Annotated in this window: 15 protein-coding genes; 9 read left to right on the top strand and 6 right to left on the bottom strand. The window is 61.0% G+C overall.

The features are described from left to right. Positions 1 to 315 precede the first annotated feature (315 nt). Positions 316 to 2,013 (top strand): long-chain-fatty-acid--CoA ligase FadD1, encoded by a 1,698-nt coding sequence (fadD1, locus tag ACO6VD_RS14175; protein WP_422419883.1) that lies wholly within the window; start codon positions 316 to 318, stop codon positions 2,011 to 2,013. Between the two features lie 78 nt (positions 2,014 to 2,091). Here fadD1 and ACO6VD_RS14170 read toward each other — a convergent pair whose 3' ends face one another. Continuing rightward, complete coding sequence (locus ACO6VD_RS14170; RefSeq protein ID WP_422419882.1) at positions 2,092 to 3,399, bottom strand: NAD(P)/FAD-dependent oxidoreductase; 1,308 nt, start codon at positions 3,397 to 3,399, stop codon at positions 2,092 to 2,094. A gap of 30 nt (positions 3,400 to 3,429) precedes the next feature. Next, positions 3,430 to 4,794, bottom strand: a complete 1,365-nt coding sequence (locus ACO6VD_RS14165) for a glutamine synthetase family protein (RefSeq protein WP_422419880.1) — start codon at positions 4,792 to 4,794, stop codon at positions 3,430 to 3,432. 441 nt (positions 4,795 to 5,235) lie between these two features. Here ACO6VD_RS14165 and hrpA point away from each other — a divergent pair, with 441 nt between their 5' ends. The 6 genes from hrpA (at position 5,236) to ACO6VD_RS14135 (ending at position 14,044) form a co-directional block, all read left to right on the top strand. Continuing rightward, on the top strand, positions 5,236 to 9,141 hold the full coding sequence (gene hrpA, locus ACO6VD_RS14160) for an ATP-dependent RNA helicase HrpA (RefSeq protein WP_422419878.1): 3,906 nt from the start codon (positions 5,236 to 5,238) through the stop codon (positions 9,139 to 9,141). 203 nt (positions 9,142 to 9,344) lie between these two features. Next, on the top strand, positions 9,345 to 10,466 hold the full coding sequence (locus ACO6VD_RS14155; RefSeq protein ID WP_422419876.1) for a beta-ketoacyl-ACP synthase III: 1,122 nt from the start codon (positions 9,345 to 9,347) through the stop codon (positions 10,464 to 10,466). 12 nt (positions 10,467 to 10,478) lie between these two features. Next, a complete protein-coding gene (locus tag ACO6VD_RS14150; RefSeq protein ID WP_422419874.1) occupies positions 10,479 to 11,090 on the top strand; it encodes an RNA polymerase sigma factor in 612 nt (203 codons plus the stop codon). Further along, the gene (locus ACO6VD_RS14145; RefSeq protein WP_422419872.1) at positions 11,084 to 11,323 is read left to right on the top strand and encodes an anti-sigma factor family protein; all 240 of its coding nucleotides are present in this window, start codon (positions 11,084 to 11,086) and stop codon (positions 11,321 to 11,323) included. Before ACO6VD_RS14150 ends, ACO6VD_RS14145 begins: the two co-directional genes overlap by 7 nt. Before the next feature lie 198 nt (positions 11,324 to 11,521). Further along, positions 11,522 to 12,835, top strand: coding sequence for an OprO/OprP family phosphate-selective porin (locus ACO6VD_RS14140; RefSeq protein ID WP_422419870.1), 1,314 nt, complete (start codon positions 11,522 to 11,524; stop codon positions 12,833 to 12,835). Between the two features lie 84 nt (positions 12,836 to 12,919). Further along, positions 12,920 to 14,044 (top strand): GNAT family N-acetyltransferase, encoded by a 1,125-nt coding sequence (locus tag ACO6VD_RS14135; RefSeq protein ID WP_422419868.1) that lies wholly within the window; start codon positions 12,920 to 12,922, stop codon positions 14,042 to 14,044. Between the two features lie 17 nt (positions 14,045 to 14,061). Here ACO6VD_RS14135 and ACO6VD_RS14130 read toward each other — a convergent pair whose 3' ends face one another. The 4 genes from ACO6VD_RS14130 to ACO6VD_RS14115 form a co-directional block, all read right to left on the bottom strand. After that, complete coding sequence (locus tag ACO6VD_RS14130) at positions 14,062 to 15,894, bottom strand: ABC transporter ATP-binding protein (RefSeq protein ID WP_422419867.1); 1,833 nt, start codon at positions 15,892 to 15,894, stop codon at positions 14,062 to 14,064. Positions 15,895 to 15,959: 65 nt separating this feature from the next. Continuing rightward, the gene (locus ACO6VD_RS14125) at positions 15,960 to 16,517 is read right to left on the bottom strand and encodes a peptidylprolyl isomerase (RefSeq protein WP_422419866.1); all 558 of its coding nucleotides are present in this window, start codon (positions 16,515 to 16,517) and stop codon (positions 15,960 to 15,962) included. Then, positions 16,511 to 17,323 (bottom strand): alpha/beta fold hydrolase, encoded by an 813-nt coding sequence (locus ACO6VD_RS14120; protein WP_422419865.1) that lies wholly within the window; start codon positions 17,321 to 17,323, stop codon positions 16,511 to 16,513. The genes ACO6VD_RS14125 and ACO6VD_RS14120 overlap by 7 nt, the downstream gene beginning before the upstream one ends. Positions 17,324 to 17,337: 14 nt before the next feature. Then, positions 17,338 to 18,261, bottom strand: a complete 924-nt coding sequence (locus ACO6VD_RS14115; protein WP_422419864.1) for a LysR family transcriptional regulator — start codon at positions 18,259 to 18,261, stop codon at positions 17,338 to 17,340. A 49-nt stretch (positions 18,262 to 18,310) separates the two neighbouring features. Between ACO6VD_RS14115 and ACO6VD_RS14110 the strand changes: the two genes are divergently transcribed. Together ACO6VD_RS14110 and ACO6VD_RS14105 are read left to right on the top strand one after the other, a co-directional pair. Further along, positions 18,311 to 18,625, top strand: coding sequence for a 3-phosphoglycerate kinase (locus ACO6VD_RS14110; RefSeq protein WP_422419862.1), 315 nt, complete (start codon positions 18,311 to 18,313; stop codon positions 18,623 to 18,625). 133 nt (positions 18,626 to 18,758) lie between these two features. After that, positions 18,759 to 19,358 carry an FMN-dependent NADH-azoreductase gene (locus tag ACO6VD_RS14105; RefSeq protein ID WP_422419860.1) on the top strand — a complete coding sequence of 200 codons (600 nt, stop codon included), beginning with the start codon at positions 18,759 to 18,761 and terminating at the stop codon, positions 19,356 to 19,358. The last annotated feature ends 157 nt before the right edge of the window (positions 19,359 to 19,515 follow it).

The following is a 19,515-nucleotide window of genomic DNA, read 5'->3' as shown; positions in this document are numbered from 1 at the left end:
GGTGGGGTGGGGGTTTGGGGGGGAGTGGTTTGGCCCCAAGGTGCGATACATCTGACACATCGCATCGCGGGGCAAGTCCGCTCCCACTTTACATAAATCGGTTGTTTAGGTTTTTTACTCTAAAAATGACTACGCAATTATCAAGAGTCATTTTCGTGACTATTCGGCCTGCTTTAGCTCTAGGCGACCCTTGGCAAAGCTGCTACTCTCGGCCCGCTTCTGATGATCTGGTTTGCAATAAACCGTAATCTTATATCAATAATAATCGCATCGACTGCGGTGAAGAATTCGCTGGTGCTGGAGGAGTGGGCTTCCATGATCGAAAATTTTTGGAAGGATAAGTACCCGGCCGGGATTGCTACACAAATCAATCCTGACGAGTACCCGAATATCCAGGCAGTATTGAAACAGTCCTGCCAACGCTTTGCTGACAAACCAGCCTTTAGCAACCTGGGCAAAACCATCACCTACGGCGAACTGTATGCGTTGTCGGGGGCGTTTGCCGCCTACCTGCAACAACATACCGACCTGCAACCTGGCGATCGTATCGCCGTGCAACTGCCCAACGTGCTGCAGTATCCGGTTGCCGTGTTCGGTGCCATGCGTGCCGGCCTGATCGTGGTCAACACCAACCCGCTGTATACCGCACGGGAGCTGGAGCACCAGTTCAATGACTCCGGCGCCAAAGCGCTGGTGTGTCTGGCCAACATGGCGCACCTGGCAGAAAAGGTCGTACCCAAGACCCAGATCAAGCACGTTATTGTCACCGAAGTGGCCGATATGCTGCCACCGGTAAAACGCCTGTTGATCAACAGCGTGATCAAGTACGTGAAGAAAATGGTCCCGGCCTATCACTTGCCCAAGGCCCTGAAGTTCAATGACGTATTGAGCAAAGGTGCCGGTCAGGCGGTGAAAGAAGCGAGCCCCGACAGTAATGATGTCGCCGTGTTGCAGTACACCGGCGGCACCACCGGGGTGGCCAAGGGTGCCATGCTGACCCACCGCAACCTGGTGGCCAATATGCTGCAGTGCCGGGCGCTGATGGGCTCCAACCTCAATGAAGGTTGCGAGATCCTGATCACCCCGTTGCCGCTGTATCACATCTATGCCTTCACCTTTCATTGCATGGCAATGATGCTGATCGGCAACCACAACATCCTGATCAGCAACCCGCGCGACTTGCCGGCGATGGTCAAGGAGTTGTCGAAGTGGAAGTTCAGCGGCTTTGTCGGGCTGAACACCTTGTTCGTTGCCCTGTGCAACAACGAAACCTTCCGCAAGCTGGATTTCTCCGGACTGAAAATCACCCTGTCGGGCGGCATGGCCCTGCAGATGAGTGTCGCCGAGCGCTGGAAAGCAGTGACCGGTTGCGCTATCTGTGAAGGTTACGGCATGACCGAAACCAGCCCGGTGGCGGCGGTTAACCCGGCCGAGCAGAACCAGATCGGTACCATCGGTATTCCGGTGCCTTCGACCCTGTGCAAGATCATCAATGATGAAGGTGTCGAGCTGCCGTTGGGCGAAGTCGGTGAGTTGTGCGTCAAGGGTCCTCAGGTGATGAAGGGCTACTGGCAACGCCAGGATGCCACCAATGAGATCCTCGACAGCGAAGGCTGGTTGAAGACCGGTGACATCGCCCTGATCCAGCCTGACGGCTACATGCGCATTGTCGACCGTAAGAAAGACATGATTCTGGTCTCCGGATTCAACGTCTATCCCAACGAGCTCGAGGATGTGCTGGCGGCGTTGCCGGGTGTGCTGCAGTGTGCGGCCATCGGCGTGCCTGACGAGAAGTCCGGTGAAGTGATCAAGATCTTCATCGTCGCACGGCCTGGCGTGACCCTGACCAAAGAGCAGGTGATGGAGCACATGCGTGCCAACGTCACTGGCTACAAGGTGCCGCGTTTCATCGAGTTCCGTGATGCACTGCCGACCACCAACGTCGGCAAGATCCTGCGTCGCGAGCTGCGTGATGAAGAGCTGAAAAAGCTGGGACTGAAGAAGATCGCTTGAGTCTGTAATCGCGGGGCAAGCCCGCTCCCACAGGTTATTAATCTGTGGGAGCGGGCTTGCCCCGCGATGCATTTAGCCTCAGCGCAACTTCTCGAGCATCTGGTAGTACCACATCCCCGCCGCCAGCAATGGATTGCCCAGCACATCGCCCATGGGCACCTTGATGTGTTTGCAGCCTGCAAACGTGTCGAACTTCTCCAGCGTCCCCGTCAGCGCCTCAGCCATGATTTCGCCCATGATGTGGCTGGTGGCGATCCCGTGCCCGGAGTAGCCCTGGCAGTACCAGACATTGTCTGAAAGCTTGCCCAGCTGCGGAATACGATTGACCACGATACCCATGGCACAACTCCACTGGAACTCGATCGGCACGCCCTTGAGTGCAGGGAACGTGCGCTCGATGCACGGGCGCAGTTCGCCGGCGATGTCCCGCGAGTCACGGCCCGAATAGTTGGCGCCACCACCGAACAGCAGGCGGCCATCAGCGGTCATGCGGTAATAGTCGAGAACGAAGCGGCAGTCATACACCGCCAGGTCCTGGGGGTTGATCTGCGCGGCCAGGTCGCCCAGTGGCGCGGTGGTGACGATGCCGCCCATGGCCGGGAAGATCTTGCCTTTGAGCTGAGGCTTTTCCAGTTTGTGGTAGACGTCGCCGGCCAGCATGATCTGCTTGGCCTCGACCCGGCCCTGGGCGGTGACGATGGCAGGCTGGTCGCCATGGATAATGTCCAGCACCTCGGAGTTTTCGAAGATCAGCGCGCCCAGGCTGTGGGCCGCACGAGCTTCGCCCAGGCACAGGTTGAGCGGGTGCAGGTGCAGGTTGCGCAGGTTCTTCAGTGCACCGATATACAGCGGGCTTTGCAGGTGCTGGCTGACGGCGTTGCGGTCGAGCAGCTGCACCTGATCACCCATGCCGCGGCGTTGCGCTTCGGCTTCGAATGCTTGCAACTCATGCAGATGCGAAGCTTTCATCGCCGCATGCAGGTGGCCGCGCTTGAGGTCGCAGGCAATGCCGTAACGCTCGACGCGTTGTTCGATGATCTGGTGACCGCGCCAGCGCAGGTGCCAGATGAAGTCGTCGACGTCGTCGCCGAGCTTTTCGCGCATCTGTTTGCGCATCGCCTCGTCGCCCGACAGGCTGCCAGTGACCTGGCCGCCGTTACGACCGCTGGCGCCCCAGCCAATGCGGTTGGTCTCGACAATGGCGACTTTAAGGCCGCGTTCGGCCAGTTCGACGGCAGTGGCCACGCCGGTAAAGCCGCCGCCGATGATTGCCACGTCGACTTTTACCGTCCCTTTGAGCGTCGGGTACTTGGTGGCGTCGTTGAGGCTGGCGGTGTAGTAGGAGGCACTGCGCTGAGCGGTGCCGGAATTCACGGCTGCGTTCATAAAAAATCCTTGGTGCAAAAACAAAAGGGATCAGGCCTGGGTCAGGTACCAGCGCCAGTCCTGTTCACCGACTTCGGCCATGAACTGCCGGTACTCGGCACGTTTGACCGCCAGGTAGACCCCGAGAAAGGCTGCACCGAACGCTTCACGCGCCCACTCCGAGGTTTCCAGGGCCTTGAGCGAGGTGAGCCAGTCGGTGGGCAGCAGTTCCTTGGCCTGGGCATAACCATTGCCTTCGACCGGGGCGCCCGGGTCGAGCTGTTGGCGGATGCCCTGGTGCAGGCTGGCGAGGATCGCTGCGGCGGCCAGGTAGGGGTTGGCATCGGCGCCACAAATACGGTGTTCGATATGCCGGCTGTTGGCCGGGCCGCCCGGTACGCGCAAGCTCACGGTGCGGTTGTCGACACCCCAGGTCGGGGCCAGCGGCGCATAGCTGTTGGCCTGGAAGCGGCGGTAGGAGTTGGCGTTGGGGCAGAACAGCAGCAACGAATCAAGCAAGTGCTTGAGCATGCCGGCGACAGACTGGCGCAGCAGCGGTGTGCCAGCCTTGTCCTCGCTGGCGTAGAGGTTGTTGCCCTGGGCATCGGCCAGGCTTACATGCATATGCATGCCGGTACCGGCCAGGTGATCGAAGGGTTTGGCCATGAAGCAGGCTTGCATGCCGTGCTTGTGCGCCACGCCTTTGACCAGGCGCTTGTAGCGCACGGCCTGGTCCATGGCCAGCAATGCATCGCCATGCTCCAGGGTAATTTCGACCTGGCCCGGGGCGTACTCGGAAATCGCCGTGCGTGCCGGAATGCCCTGGGCTTTGCAGGCACTGTAGAGGTCAGCGAGGAACGGCTCGATCTGTTCCAGCTCGCGCAGGCCGTAGACCTGGGTGCCGCGTGGACGCCCGCCGTCGCTGTCCAGCGCCGCTTGCGGGCGACCCTGGTGGTCGCGTTTCTGGTCGAGCAGGTAGAACTCCAGCTCACAGGCCATGACCGGGTGGTAACCCTCGGCCTTGAGGGCATCAATCACTTTGACCAGCAGGTGGCGCGGATCAGCGATGGTTGCCGGCAGGCCTTCAGTGGGGTGCATGCTGACCTGCACTGCTGCGGTCGGGATCTGCCGCCAGGGCAGACGTACCAGGCTGTTCTCCAGCGGGTAGGCGCGGCAGTCGATATCACCGACATCCCACACCAGCCCGGAGTTTTCCACATCGTCGCCATTGAGGGTCAGGCCGAGAATGGTGCTCGGGAGTGGTCGTCCGCTTTCATACACCGCGAGCAATTCTTCGCGGTGCAACAGCTTGCCACGGGGCACACCATTGGCATCGAGGATGAACAGCTCGATCATCTCGATGTCAGGATTCTCGGCCAGGAATGTTCGGGCTTGCTCGATGGGGGCAAATTGCATGCAGTTCTCGCTCGCGCCGTCAGGCGCTCAGGACTGTCTGCGCCAGAGGGCGACAGTCATGGACAGGTAGGCCGGGGCTGGCCGATAGATTCAGTCTAGGGCGAGAAAAGCATCTGGTGGGCGGGCATGGCGGCAGTGCCACAAGGCCCAGAAGGCGAGGATGATGTGAACCAGCGGGTTTTCCCCGGAGCGAGCCCGTACCTTCGGGAACGAAGGGCGCAACAGCGGACGGGGCATGCACAGGGGCGAAGTCATGCCTGGATACTCCCATGCCAGTGAAGGTTGATTAAATCAGCCTTTGTATACCTTCAGGTTGTCTGCGGCTAAACAATCATCCGGCTACCCGCGACCGTGCCGAGCGGGGGCAAATCTGCGACAATCGCAGCCCTTCCTATGCCGATCATGAAAAAGCAGGCTCACCTGCACGACTAAAAAGCCCCCATGACTGACCACGCTATCGATCAACTGCTGAAAAACCTCGACCACGCCATGATTGCCGAGCGCCACCGCCTGCGCCGGCAGTTGCACGAACTGCGCAAGCGTCCGGACGAGGCAAAGCTCGCCCAGTGGGTCGAGAAGGTCCAGGCGTCCTGCGCGCAAGTCACCGCGCGCAAGGCCAGCGTGCCGAGCATTCGCTACGATGACAGCCTGCCGATCGCCGCCAAGCGTGACGAAATCAAGAAAGTCCTGGCTGCGCATCAGGTGCTGATCATTGCCGGCGAAACGGGCTCGGGTAAAACCACGCAGTTGCCGAAGATCTGCCTGGAACTTGGCCGTGGTCAGCATGGCCTGATTGCCCATACCCAGCCGCGGCGTATTGCGGCGCGCAGTGTTGCCACACGGGTGGCCGAAGAAATCGGCACGCCGCTGGGGGCACTGGTCGGTTATCAGGTGCGTTTCGAAGACCAGAGCGATGCCAATACCCTGGTCAAGTTGATGACCGACGGTATCCTCCTGGCCGAAACCCAGCACGACCGTTTTCTCGAACGCTACGACACCATCATCGTCGACGAGGCGCACGAACGCAGCCTGAACATCGACTTTCTGCTCGGCTATCTGAAGACCCTGCTGCCACGGCGTCCCGACCTCAAGGTCATCATCACCTCGGCGACCATCGATCTGGAGCGCTTCTCCAAGCATTTCGACGATGCGCCGATCATCGAAGTGTCTGGCCGCACCTACCCGGTGGAAACCTGGTACCGGCCGCTGACCAGCGAGCAGGACGAAGAGGGCAACCAGGTCGAAGACGACCTGACCGTCGACCAGGCGATTCTCGCCACGCTCGACGAGATTGCCAGCTTCGAGCGCAGCCAGGGCAAGAGCCCGGGCGATGTGCTGGTGTTTCTGCCCGGCGAGCGTGAGATTCGCGACGCCGCGGAAATGCTGCGCAAGGCCCAACTGCGTCACACCGAGATCCTGCCGTTGTATGCGCGGCTGTCGCCGGCAGAGCAGCAGAAGATCTTTCAGTCCCACCCTGGCCGGCGCGTGGTGTTGGCGACCAACGTCGCGGAGACCTCGCTGACGGTACCGGGCATTCGCTACGTGATCGACAGCGGTACCGCGCGCATCAGCCGTTACAGCTACCGCGCCAAGGTCCAGCGCCTGCCGATCGAGGCGGTGTCCCAGGCCAGTGCCAACCAGCGTAAGGGCCGCTGCGGCCGGGTCGAGCCGGGCATCTGTGTGCGTCTGTACAGTGAAGAAGATTTCAATGCACGGCCAGCGTTTACCGATCCCGAGATCCTGCGTACCAACCTGGCGGCGGTGATCCTGCAGATGCTGCACCTGCGTCTGGGTGAGATCGACGCCTTCCCGTTTATCGAACCACCGGATGGCAAGGCCATCAGCGACGGCTTCAACCTGTTGCAGGAACTCTCGGCAGTCAATCGCGAGAACCAGCTCACGCCGCTTGGACGTCAGTTGGCGCGCTTGCCGGTCGACCCGCGCCTGGGGCGCATGCTGCTCGAAGGTGCCAAACAGGGCAGCCTTAACGAATTGCTGATCGTCGCCAGTGCGCTGTCGGTGCAAGACCCGCGCGAACGTCCTCCGGAGCGTCAGCAAGCCGCCGACCAGGCCCATGCGCAGTGGAAAGATGCCGACTCGGACTTTGCCGCGCTGGTCAATCTGTGGCGTGGTTTCGAGGAGCAGCGCCAAGCTTTGACTGCCAGCCCGCTGCGCAACTGGTGCCGGAAAAACTTCCTGAATTATCTGCGCCTGCGTGAATGGCGCGATGCCCATCGGCAGTTGAGCCTGATCTGTCGGGACCTGCAGTTGAGCATCAACAAAGAGCCGGCCGACTACCCGAAACTGCACAAGGCGATTCTGTCCGGTCTGCTCAGCCAGATCGGCCAGAAGACCGAAGACGGCGATTACCTCGGCGCCCGCCAGCGGCGCTTCTGGGTGCACCCGTCTTCAGGTCTGGGCAAGAAGCGTCCGCAGTGGATCATGAGCGCCGAGCTGGTCGAAACCACCAAGCTCTATGCACGCATGGTGGCCAAGATCGAGCCGGACTGGATCGAGCCACTGGCTACCCACCTGATCAAGAAGAACCATTTCGAGCCGCACTGGGAGAAGAAGCGCGGCCAGGTCGTGGCCTACGAACAGATCACCCTTTACGGCATGATCGTAGTGGGCCGGCGCCCGGTGCACTTCGGGCCGATTGACCCGGTGATGTCCCGAGAGCTGTTTATTCGTGAAGCGCTGGTGGGCGGCGAAATCCAATCGAAGGCCAAGTGCCTGAGCGCCAACCGCCGTCTGCTTGAACAGCTCGACGAACTGGAGGCCAAGGCCCGGCGCCGGGACATCCTCGCCGATGAGGAAACCCTGTACGGCTTCTATGAAGAACGTTTGCCCGCCGAGATTCATCAGACGGCGACCTTCGACAGCTGGTACCGGGTCAACAGCCAGAAAGACCCGCAACTGTTGATCATGCGTGAGGAAGACGTACTGGCTCGCGAAGCCAGCGAAGTCACCGCAGCGCAGTATCCCGATACCTTGCGCCTGGGTGATTTGAGCCTGGCCTTGAGTTATCACTTCGAGCCCAACCATCCGCGCGACGGTGTCACGGTACGGGTGCCGGCACCTTTGCTGCCAAGCCTGCCGGGTGAGCGTCTGGAATGGTTGGTGCCAGGCTTGCTCGAAGCCAAGTGCATTGCCCTGGTGCGCAACCTGCCCAAAGCCTTGCGCAAGAATTTCGTCCCGGTACCGGACTTCATCAAGGCCGCCTTGCAGCGCATGACCTTCGCCGAGGGCTCGCTGCCCCAGGCCTTGGGGCGTGAGCTGTTGCGCATGACCGGGGCACGGGTCAGCGATGAGGCCTGGGCCGAAGCGGCCGTGCAGGTGGACAATCACCTGAAGATGAACCTGGAAGTGGTCGATGGCCAGGGCAAGTTCCTCGGTGAAGGTCGTGACCTGGCTGAACTGACCGCACGCTTTGTCGCCGCCAGCCAGGCCGCACTGGCCGTGCCGCAGACCGAGAAAAGCCAGCAGCCGGTGCAGGCCAAGGCCTTTGCCCAGGTTGCCGAGACTGCGCAGCAGAAGATCGCCGGCCTGTCGATGACCGTGTACCCGGCACTGGTGGAAGAGAACGGCACGGTCAAGGAAGGACGTTTCTCGACCCAGGCCGAAGCCGAGTTCCAGCACCGGCGCGCCTTGCAGCGCCTGCTCCTGCAGCAATTGGCCGAACCGGCCAAGTTCCTGCGCGGCAAGCTCCCCGGGCTGACCGAGCTGGGCATGTTGTACCGCGAGCTGGGGCGTGTCGACGCGCTGGTGGAGGACATCCTCCTGGCCAGCCTCGACAGCTGCATTCTCGAAGGCGAAAACAATTTGCCCCGCGACGGCGCCGGCCTGGCTTCCCTGGCCGAGCGCAAGCGCGGCAGCTGGACCGAACACGCCGAGCGTCTGGCACGCCTGACCCTGGAAATTCTCAAGCTCTGGCATGGCCTGCAAAAGCGCTTCAAGGGCAAGATCGACCTGGCCCAGGCCGTGGCGCTCAACGACATCAAGCAGCAACTGGGCAACCTGGTGTACCCGGGCTTTGTCCGCGAAACCCCGGGGTTGTGGCTCAAGGAGCTGCCGCGCTACCTCAAGGCCATCGAATTGCGCCTGGAGAAACTCGGTTCCCAGGTGCAGAAGGACCGGGTCTGGAGCAGTGAACTGGGCAACCTGTGGACGCAATACAAGGCCCGCGCCGACAAACACGCCCAGGAAGGCAAGCGTGACGAGCAACTGACGCTCTACCGCTGGTGGCTGGAAGAATATCGGGTATCGCTGTTCGCCCAGCAGTTGGGCACCAAAGTGCCGGTTTCCGATAAAAGACTGAGCAAACAGTGGAGTCAGGTAGAAGCCTAAACTCCCGGAGTTGTGGCACACTTGGCCGATATTCGCCGCTGCCGTGGGCATCTTGCCGGCAGCGCCGTCCACCGAATGAAGTGCCCGGCAGCGGTTACGTTTGCCGGGCGTATTGTGTATATGAGTTGGTACTTTCGTACCAGCTGACCGAATCGAACAGGCCGTTGCCCGGTGGGCACCGGCCCCTGAACAGAGGAACGACCGTGCATAACGTCGTCATCAGCGGCACCGGCCTGTACACCCCGGCCAACAGCATCTCCAACGAAGAGCTGGTGGAATCCTTCAACGCTTATGTGCAGCAGTTCAACGCTGATAACGCAGAAGCCATCGAGCGTGGCGACGTGCAGGCCCTGGCCGAATCCAGCGCCGCGTTCATCGAAAAGGCCTCGGGCATCAAGAGCCGCTTCGTCATGGACAAGGCCGGCATCCTCGACCCGCAACGCATGGCGCCACGCTTGCCGGAGCGTTCCAACGACGAGCCGTCGGTGCTCTGCCAGATGGCCGTGGCGGCTGCCGAACAGGCTTTGCAACGCGCTGGCCGTACCGCTGCTGACGTTGATGCGGTGATCGTCGCCTGCTCCAACCTGCAGCGTCCGTACCCGGCGATTGCCATTGAAGTGCAACAGGCCCTAGGCATCAACGGCTTCGGCTTCGACATGAACGTTGCCTGCTCGTCGGCGACCTTCGGCATCCAGACTGCCTGCAACAGCGTGCAACTGGGTCAGGCTCGCGCGGTACTGGTCATCAGCCCGGAGATCTGCACCGGCCACCTGAACTTCCGTGACCGTGACAGCCACTTCATTTTTGGTGACGCGGCCACCGCGGTGCTGGTCGAGCGTGCCGACCTGGCCACTTCGGCGCATCAGTTCGATATCGTCAGCACCAAACTACTGACCCAGTTCTCCAACAACATCCGCAACAACTTCGGCTTCCTCAACCGCGCAGCGGAAGAGGGTATCGGCGCCCCGGACAAACTTTTCGTCCAGGAAGGCCGCAAGGTGTTCCGTGAGGTGTGCCCGATGGTGGCCGAGCTGATCGCTCAGCACCTGGCCGAAAACAACATCGCTGTCAGCGACGTCAAACGCTTCTGGCTGCACCAGGCCAACCTGAGCATGAACCACCTGATCGTCAAGAAGCTGTTGGGTCGTGATGCACTGGAAGAAGAGGCACCAGTGATTCTCGACAGTTACGCCAACACCAGTTCTGCCGGATCGGTGATCGCCCTGCACAAGCATCAGGACGACTTGCCCAAAGGTTCGTTGGGCGTGCTCAGCTCCTTTGGTGCAGGCTACTCGATCGGCAGCGTGATTCTGCGTAAACGCTGAGCCCACCTGCAAATGCCCGACGACCTTGAAGAGCGCTTGCTTGAGCGCCTGTTACGCGGCGATCAACAGGCGTTCAAGGTGTTGGTGACAACCTACCAGGGCGCCATGCGCGCCGTGGCTTACGCCATCCTTGGCAGCCGCCAGGCCGATGAAGCCGTGCAAGATGCCTGGCTGGCCGTGGTCCGCGGCTTGCCGGGCTTCCAGGGGCGCTCCAGCCTCAAGACCTGGTTGCTCACCATTACTGCCAACGCGGCCAAGACCCGTTACAAGCAGAACCGCCGCGAGGTGCTGCTGGATGACTTGCCATCCCCGCATGGCACTGTCGGCAATGATCGCTTCGCCAACGATGGTCATTGGCTGCTGGCACCTTCTGCGTGGCACGAGGACTCTCCTGAAGCGTTGCTCAGCCAGGACGAGTTGCGTGAGTGCCTGGAGCACACCTTGCTTAGTCTGTCGCAGCTGCAAAGCAGTGTCCTGATGCTGCGTGAGCGCCAGGGCCTGGAATTGGAAGAGATCTGTAATCTTCTCGACATTTCACTCTCCAATGTCCGCGTATTGTTGCACCGGGCGAGGCTGAAGGTTTTCGCCACCCTGGAACACTTCGAGGAAACCGGCCAATGTTGAGCTGCAAGGAGCTGGTCGCCCGTTCAAGCGATTACCTGGATGGACAACTCACCCTGGGTGAAAAGCTGTTGGCCCGTCAGCACTTGATGTTCTGCAAAAACTGCCGGCGCTTCATCCGGCAGATGCGCCTGACCCAGGCGACGATCAAAGCGCTGCCGGAGGCGCCGATAGACGATGTTGACGAAATCGTCCAGCGCATGACAGAGGCGCAGCGGCCGCCCAATACCCCCTGAAAAACACGCCGGAAGGCCCTGCAACGGGGTTTTCCCGCTTATTCGCATTCGAAGTAAAAAGTTCCCCTGTCATAAAACATTTATATAAAAGCCACTGATCTGACATAACCCCCCGCCAAGATTCCTCCCCAGCACAAGTGGCTCAAGCCGCGTGTTTTTCCAACATTATCAAGACCATAAAGTAGGGGAGCTTCTTCGATGATCCGTAAGCACTTCGCAGGTTTCGCAGCCAGCGCCTTGGCAATGGCCGTTACCGCCCAGGCTTTTGCGGGTACCGTGACTACCGACGGCGCCGATATCGTAGTCAAGACCAAAGGTGGCCTCGAGGTCGCTACCACCGACAAGGAATTCAGCTTCAAGCTGGGCGGTCGTATCCAGGCTGACTACAGCCGTTTTGACGGTTTCTACACCAACAACGGCAACACTGCCGACGCCGGTTACTTCCGTCGTGCCTACCTGGAACTGGGCGGTGTGATGTACACCGACTGGGCCTACCAGATCGCCTACGACTTCTCGCACAACTCCGGTGGTGACAACCGTTCCGAAGACGGTTACTTCGACGAAGCCTCGCTGGCCTACAACGGCTTCAAGCCGGTCTCGATCAAGGTCGGCCGTTTCGACCCTGAGTTCGGTCTGGAAAAAGCTACCAGCTCCAAGTGGGTCACCGCTCAAGAGCGTACTGCAGCCTACGATCTGGTTGACTGGACCAACTCGCACAACGGCGGCATGGGCCTGCAGGTATCGGGTAACGCCGGTGACTCGCTGTACGGTTCGGCAGGTGTGTTCGCCAAAGACGCCACCAACCAGGACAAGGATGGCGACAGCACCCGTCAGTTCAACCTGCGTGGTGTCTTCGCACCGATGCACGAAGCGGGCAACGTCCTGCACTTCGGTATCAACTACGCTCAGCGTGACCTCTCCGACACCGCGTTCGACGGCCGTATCCGCAGCCGCCTGGGCATGCGTGGGGTGAGCACCGACGGTGGCCAGGATGCCGGCACCAACGGCAACCGCCTGTGGCTTGGTGGCCAGAACAACAGCCCGGTCGGTTCCTACGACACCGACCAGGCCTGGAACCTGGAAGCGGCCTGGGCCATGGGCCCGTTCTCGGTGCAGGGCGAGTACATCAAGCGTGAAGTCGAAGCTGACAGCGCTGCCTTCTCCGACATCAAGGCCGACGGTTACTACGGTCAACTGGCCTACACCATCACCGGCGAAGCCCGCGGCTACAAGCTGGGCAAATTCGACGCGATCAAACCGTCGAACAAGCAGATCGGTGCCTGGGAAGTGTTCTACCGCTATGACCACCTGAGTGTCGACGACGACAACGGCGCCTTTGCCAACGTCAGCGACGTCGAAGGCAAGGTGCACAACGTCGGTCTGAACTGGTACGCGAACGAATCGATCAAGCTCAGCGGCGTGTACGTCAAAGCCAAAGTCGACAACGCCGAGAACGCTGCCGGCGACGACAGCGGCGACGGTTTCGTCATGCGCGCGCAGTACGTGTTCTAAGCAACACCGCTCCTCATCCGTTAGATCTTCAGCCCCGCACCTGCGGGGCTTTTTTTCGTCTGCGTGACGAGGCAGACTGCGTCAATGCCTACCCTTGTCCTGTCACAGCTCGCCGAACTTGCCCCTGCCACCTGGGATGCCCTGGTGCCGGGTGAGCAACCCTTTTTGCGTCACGCATTCCTGAGCAGCCTGGAAGACAGCGGCAGCGTCAGCCAGCGCACTGGCTGGACGCCCGCGCATCGTCTGCTGATGGATGCCTCGGGGCAGTTACAGGCTGCCCTGCCTGCCTATGTGAAAACCCATTCCTTTGGCGAGTATGTCTTCGATCATGGTTGGGCCGACGCCTGTGAGCGGGCAGGAATCGCCTACTACCCCAAGCTGCTCTGCGCCGTGCCGTTCTCACCCGTCAGTGGTTCGCGGCTGTTGGGCAGTCCGCAGGCTGCGGGCGAATTGATCGATCAGTTGGCCGATGAGTTGCCCGGCCAGGGACTGTCAGGGGCGCATATCAACTTCACCGATGCACAAGCTGACGCGCTGATGCGCGGGCGCGAAGGCTGGATGGAACGCCTGGGCTGTCAGTTTCACTGGCGCAACCAGGGCTACCGCGATTTTCAGGACTTTCTCGACAGCCTCAGTTCACGCAAGCGCAAACAGATGCGCAAAGAGCGTGAGCAGGTGGCGGGGCAGGGGATCGAGTTTCGCTGGTACCGTGGTGATGAGCTGAGCGAGGCGCAGTGGGATTTTGTCTTTGCCTGCTACGCCAACACCTATGCCGTGCGTCGCCGTGCGCCGTATCTGACCCGGTCATTCTTCAGCCTGCTGGCCGAGCGCATGCCAACCGCGATCCGCGTGGTCATGGCGCGCCAGGCCGGGCGTGATGTGGCCATGGCCTTCAGCCTGCTCGGCGGTGACAGCCTGTATGGTCGCTACTGGGGGTGCCTGGATGAGTTCGACCGCCTGCATTTCGAGACCTGTTTCTACCAGGGTATGGACTTCGCCATCGCCGAGGGTTTGCAGCGCTTTGATGCCGGGGCGCAGGGCGAGCACAAGCTGATTCGTGGCTTTGAACCGGTGATTACCCGGTCCTGGCACTACTTGCTGCATCCAGGATTGCGCCGCGCTGTGGAGGAGTTTCTGCAGCAGGAGCGGGCAGGGGTGTTGGCCTATGCCGAGGAGGCGCGCACGGCCTTGCCGTATCGGCAAGGCTGATGGCCCCATCGCGAAATTCAGTCAATACCGACAAACCCACCGGTCTGGTGATGCCACAAGCGTGCATACAACCCCTGGTGCGCCAGCAGTTCTGCATGGCTGCCCATCTCGGCAATCCGGCCTTTTTCCAGGACCACCAGGCGATCCATACGGGCGATGGTCGAGAGCCGGTGGGCGATGGCGATCACCGTTTTACCCTGCATCAGGGTTTCGAGGCTTTCCTGGATTGCCGCTTCGACTTCCGAGTCCAGTGCCGAAGTGGCCTCGTCCATGATCAGGATCGGCGCGTTCTTGAGCAGCACCCGGGCAATGGCGATGCGCTGGCGCTGACCTCCGGAGAGCTTGACCCCGCGTTCACCGACATGGGCATCGAAACCGGTGCGGCCCTGGGCGTCGGACAACTGCGGGATGAACTCGTCGGCACGGGCCTGACGCACCGCTTCCCAGACGGCGTCGTCACTGGCGTCGGGACGGCCGTACAACAGGTTCTCGCGAATCGAGCGGTGCAGCAGCGAGGTGTCCTGGGTGATCATGCCGATCTGCGCGCGCAGGCTGGCCTGAGTTACCTGGGCAATGTCCTGGTTATCGATCAGGATGCGTCCGCTTTCCAGGTCGTACAGCCGCAGTAGCAGGTTGACCAGGGTTGATTTGCCTGCACCGGAAGGGCCGATCAGGCCGATTTTCTCGCCAGGACGAATGTCCAGGTTGAGGCCATCGATGATCCGGCTGCCTTTTCCGTAGTGGAAGCTGACATTTTCGAACTTCACCGCACCGCGATCGACTTTGAGAGCCTGAGCACTCGCGGAATCGGTGACAGTGACCGGCTGGGCGATGGTCTGCAGGCCATCCTGAACCATACCGATGTTCTCGAAGATGCCGTTGACCACCCACATGATCCAGCCGGACATGTTGACGATACGAATCACCAGACCAGTGGCCAGGGCAATGGCGCCGACACTGATCAGCGACTGGGTCCACAGCCACAGGGCCAGGCCCGTGGTGGTGACGATCAACAGGCCGTTGAGGCTGGTGATGACCACATCCATGCTGGTGACCACACGGGCGGCCAGTTGGGTCTTTTCGGTCTGCTCGCTGATGGCTTCGCGGGCGTATTGCTGTTCAAAGTCGGTGTGGGCGAAGAGCTTCAGGGTGGCGATGTTGGTGTAGCCATCGACGATGCGGCCCATGAGTTTGGAGCGGGCATCGGAGGAGATCACCGCACGGGCTTTGACCCGCGGCACGAAGTAGTAGAGCGCGCCGATGTAACAGAGGATCCAGCTGATCAGCGGCAGCATCAGGCGCCAGTCCGCCTCGGCAAACAGCACCAGCGAGCTGATCGCGTAGATCAGCACATGCCAGAGGGCATCCACCGCCTGCACCGCCGAGTCGCGCAGCGAGTTGCCGGTCTGCATGATGCGCTGGGCGATGCGTCCGGCAAAATCGCTCTGGAAAAAGTTCAGGCTCTGCTTGAGCACGTAGGTGTGGTTTTGCCAGCGGATCATGCTGGTCATGCCGGGGCTGATGGTCTGGTGCACCAGCAGGTCGTGCAGGCCGACGAATACCGGGCGCAGCAGCAGTGCCACCACCAGCATCCAGATCAGCTCGCCGGCGTGTTCACTGAAAAAGTTGACGTTGGGGGTGCCCTGGGCCAGATCGATGATCCGGCTCAGGTAACTGAACAGCGCCACTTCGATCAGCGCACCGATCAGGCCGACCACCAGCAGTGCAGCAAAGCTGGGCCAGACCTGGCGCAGGTAGTACAGGTAGAATGGCAGTACCGTACTTGGCGGCGAGGCGCTGGGTGCTTCACGAAAGATATCGATCAGCTTTTCGAAGCGGCGAAACAGCATGAAAAAGGTAACTCCTGTTCAGTTAGACCCTCGGGCCTTGGCTCACGTCCCTGTGAAACCCGGGGTCAGTCGAGGCGCTTGGCCGACTTGATCAGAATCGGGTCGACCGGCACGTCACGCATACCGTTCTTGACCGTGGTTTGCGAGTTGACGATCTGATCGACAACGTCCATGCCCTTGACCACCTTGGCGAACACCGCGTAACCGGCATCACGGCCCGGATCGAGGAAGGCGTTGTCAGCTACGTTGATGAAAAACTGGCTGGTGGCCGAGTTCGGGTTCGAGGTACGCGCCATCGACAGCGTGCCGCGGGTGTTGTGCAGACCGTTGCTGGCTTCGTTGCGAATCGGATCCTTGGTCGGTTTCTGCTGCATTTGCGCAGTGAAACCGCCGCCTTGAACCATGAAACCAGGGATCACCCGGTGGAAAATGGTGTTGCTGTAGAACCCGCTGTCCACGTACTGCAGGAAGTTTTTGCTGCTGATCGGCGCTTTGACCGGATCCAGCTCCACTTCGATCTGGCCGAAACTGGTGTCGAGCAATACATGGGGTGCTTTCTCGGCAGCCATCAGGCTGGTGGCGAAGACGACCGAGCAGGTGGCAAGCAGGAGTTTTTTCAGCATGGGCTCAATGTTCCTTGAGAGGTGGTGGACGCTGCCAGAAACTGCAGCAGCGTCTGATTGAAAATGTGCGGTTGATCCAAGGGTGTAGCGTGCCGGGAATCGTCGATGACCGCCAGTCGTGCCTGGGGAATCAGGCGCACATAGCGTTCTTTCAGGGCTACCGGGGTGTAATCCTGGTCGGCGCTGATGACCAGCGTAGGACAGCGGATCTGCCCCAGGCGTTCGCTGACGCCCCAGCCGACTATGGCATCGAAGCTGGCCAGGTAGGCGCGCTTGTCGTTTTGTGCCCAGCGTTCGGCCATCTTGCGGCGCAGGTCGGCCTGTTCCGGTTTCGGGAACAGACGTGCCGCCAGGCCTTTGCCGATGGTTTCCAGGCTCAGCGCGCGGGCCATGGCCCAGCGCTTGGCCCACCAGATCCAGTCCTGGCGAGTACGGCGTTTGACCTCCGGAGCGCTGTTGACGATGCACAGGCTGCGTAGCCACTCTGGGTGATCGACGGCGAACTGAAAACCGACCATGCCGCCCATCGACAGGCCCACCAGGTGCACGGGGCCGGTCTGCAGGTGTTCGAGCAGTTCCAGCAGGTCGGCGCTGAAACTCTGGATGCTGTAGCGCTCGCGGGGTTTGTCGGAGCGGCCGTGACCGCGGATGTCCATGAGGATCACCCGGTAGTGACGGGCCAGCGCAGGCACCTGCATCTCCCAATCCTTGCAACTGGAGCCCAGGCCGTGCAACAGCACCAGCGGTTCGCCCTGGCCATATTCCTCGTAGTGCAGTGAACAACCTTCATGTTCGAAATAGGCCATGGGCGTGATTCCTGTCAGGCTTGGGCGGGAGCGGCGAAGGGCACGTCCAGCGGCGCGGTATCGAAATTGCGCAGCAATTCGATGAGAATCTGCGTGGCCGGGCCCAGGGGTTTGTCCTTGTTGGAGTAAAGGTAGAACAGTGGATGGCGACTGCCACCCTGATCCAGTGGCAGCGGCTTGAGCACACCTTCCCGCAGTTCGCGCTCGATCAGGTGACGGGGTAGCCAGGCGAAGCCCAGGCCGCTGCTGACAAAGGTCGAAGCGGTGGCCAGGCTGCCCACGGTCCAGCGCTGTTCGGCGCCGAGCCAGCCGACATCGCGCGGTTGCGCACGGCCCGAGTCGCGGATCACCACTTGCAGCTGGCTTTCCAGGTCCTGGAAGCTCAGCTCGCGGCCCAGGCGGTGCAGGCTGTGCTCCGGATGGGCAACGGCGACGAATTCCACTGAACTGAGCTCGGTGCCCAGGTAGCCGGAAATGTTGAAGCCGCTGATGGCCAGGTCGGCAACGCCTTCATGCAGCACCTCTTCGACCCCGGACAGCACTTCTTCACGCAAACGCACGCGGCAGCCGCGGCTTTGCGGCATGAAGGCGCTCAAGGCACGGACCAGGCGGGCATTGGGGTAGGCGGCATCGACCACCAGGCGCACTTCGGCCTCCCAGCCCTGTTCCATGTGGTGAGCCAGATCCTCCAGCTGACTGGCCTGCTTGACCAGTTGCCGGGAGCGGCGCAGCAGCACGTTGCCGGCTTCGGTCAGCACCGCCTTGCGTCCGTCGATGCGCAGCAGCGGCACACCCAATTGATCCTGCATGCGCGCCACGGTGTAGCTCACCGAGGATTGCGAACGGTGCAGTGCTTCGGCCGCCTGGGCAAAACCGCCGTGATCGACCACCGCTTGCAGGGTCCGCCACTGATCCAGGGTAACGCGCGGCGCTTTCATCTTCGGCTCCTGTTGTCCTAAGCTGGCGCTCTTTCATGGAGAGCGTCGTATGAAAAAATGTTGTGCTGTACTGCTGGCCCTGCTTCCGCTCACAGCCTTGGCGTATCCCATCGATGTGGAAAAAACCCTCGATGGCGTCAAGCTCGACTACACCACCTACGACACCGACCGTGACATCGGTTCGATCACTCTGAACAACTATGGCGAGGTGGCGGCCCAGTGCAAGGTGCTGTTCCGCAATGGTCCGGAAGCCCCCAGGGTGCGCCGGGTACAGGTGCCGGCCAGGCAGAGCAAGGATGTCACCGCCAAATTCAACCGCGAGATCATCAAGCTGCGCATCAGCCTGGACTGCAAGCCGCAATGACTGAGGCTAGCGCACCGGCACAATAAAACAAATTAACTGATAGATTGCACCCAGATTTTACGCTTTTTAATCGATCGGTCACTGTTTAGTCTTACCTCCATCGACTTACCACATTCGCCGATGGAGGCAACCCATGTCCCGTGTACTCGTTATCGAAAGCAGCGCCCGCCAGCAGGGTTCGATCTCCCGGCAACTGACCCGCGACTTCGTCACCCAGTGGCAAGCCGCTCACCCTGGCGACCAGATCACCCAGCGTGACCTGGCCGTCAACCCGGTCCCTCACCTGGACGCCAACCTGCTCGGTGGCTGGATGAAACCCGAAGACCAGCGCAACGGCGAAGAGCTGCAAGCCCTGGCCCGCTCCAATGAGCTGACAGACGAAGTGCTGGCCGCCGATGTTCTGGTACTGGCCGCGCCGATGTACAACTTCACCATTCCGAGCACCTTGAAGGCCTGGCTGGACCATGTGCTGCGCGCCGGAGTGACCTTCAAGTACACCGAAACCGGCCCGCAAGGCCTGCTCACCGGCAAGCGCGCCTACATCCTCACGGCCCGTGGCGGCATCCATGCCGGGGCGACCAGCGACCACCAGGAACCGTACCTGCGTCAGGTCATGGCCTTCATCGGTATCCATGACGTGACTTTCATTCATGCCGAAGGCTTGAACCTGGGAGGTGACTTCCACGAGAAAGGCCTGAACCAGGCCAAGGCCCGCCTGGCTGCGGTAGCCTGACTGCCCTGAATTTTCCCGCCTGACACCTGTTGCTCCTTGGGTGTACCTGCCCGGTCTTGCTTTGCGCATGACCGGGCTTTTTTATCGGTGCAATCGCGGGGGGGGGAAAACCCTCCCGCGGACACCATGGGGGGAGGGGTGCACACACTATTTGACA

This window comes from Pseudomonas sp. GZD-222 (genome assembly GCF_049310525.1).
Classification (GTDB): domain Bacteria; phylum Pseudomonadota; class Gammaproteobacteria; order Pseudomonadales; family Pseudomonadaceae; genus Aquipseudomonas.
The sequence above is the reverse complement of the archived record's forward strand: the minus strand, read 5'-3'. Positions and strand labels throughout refer to the sequence as shown.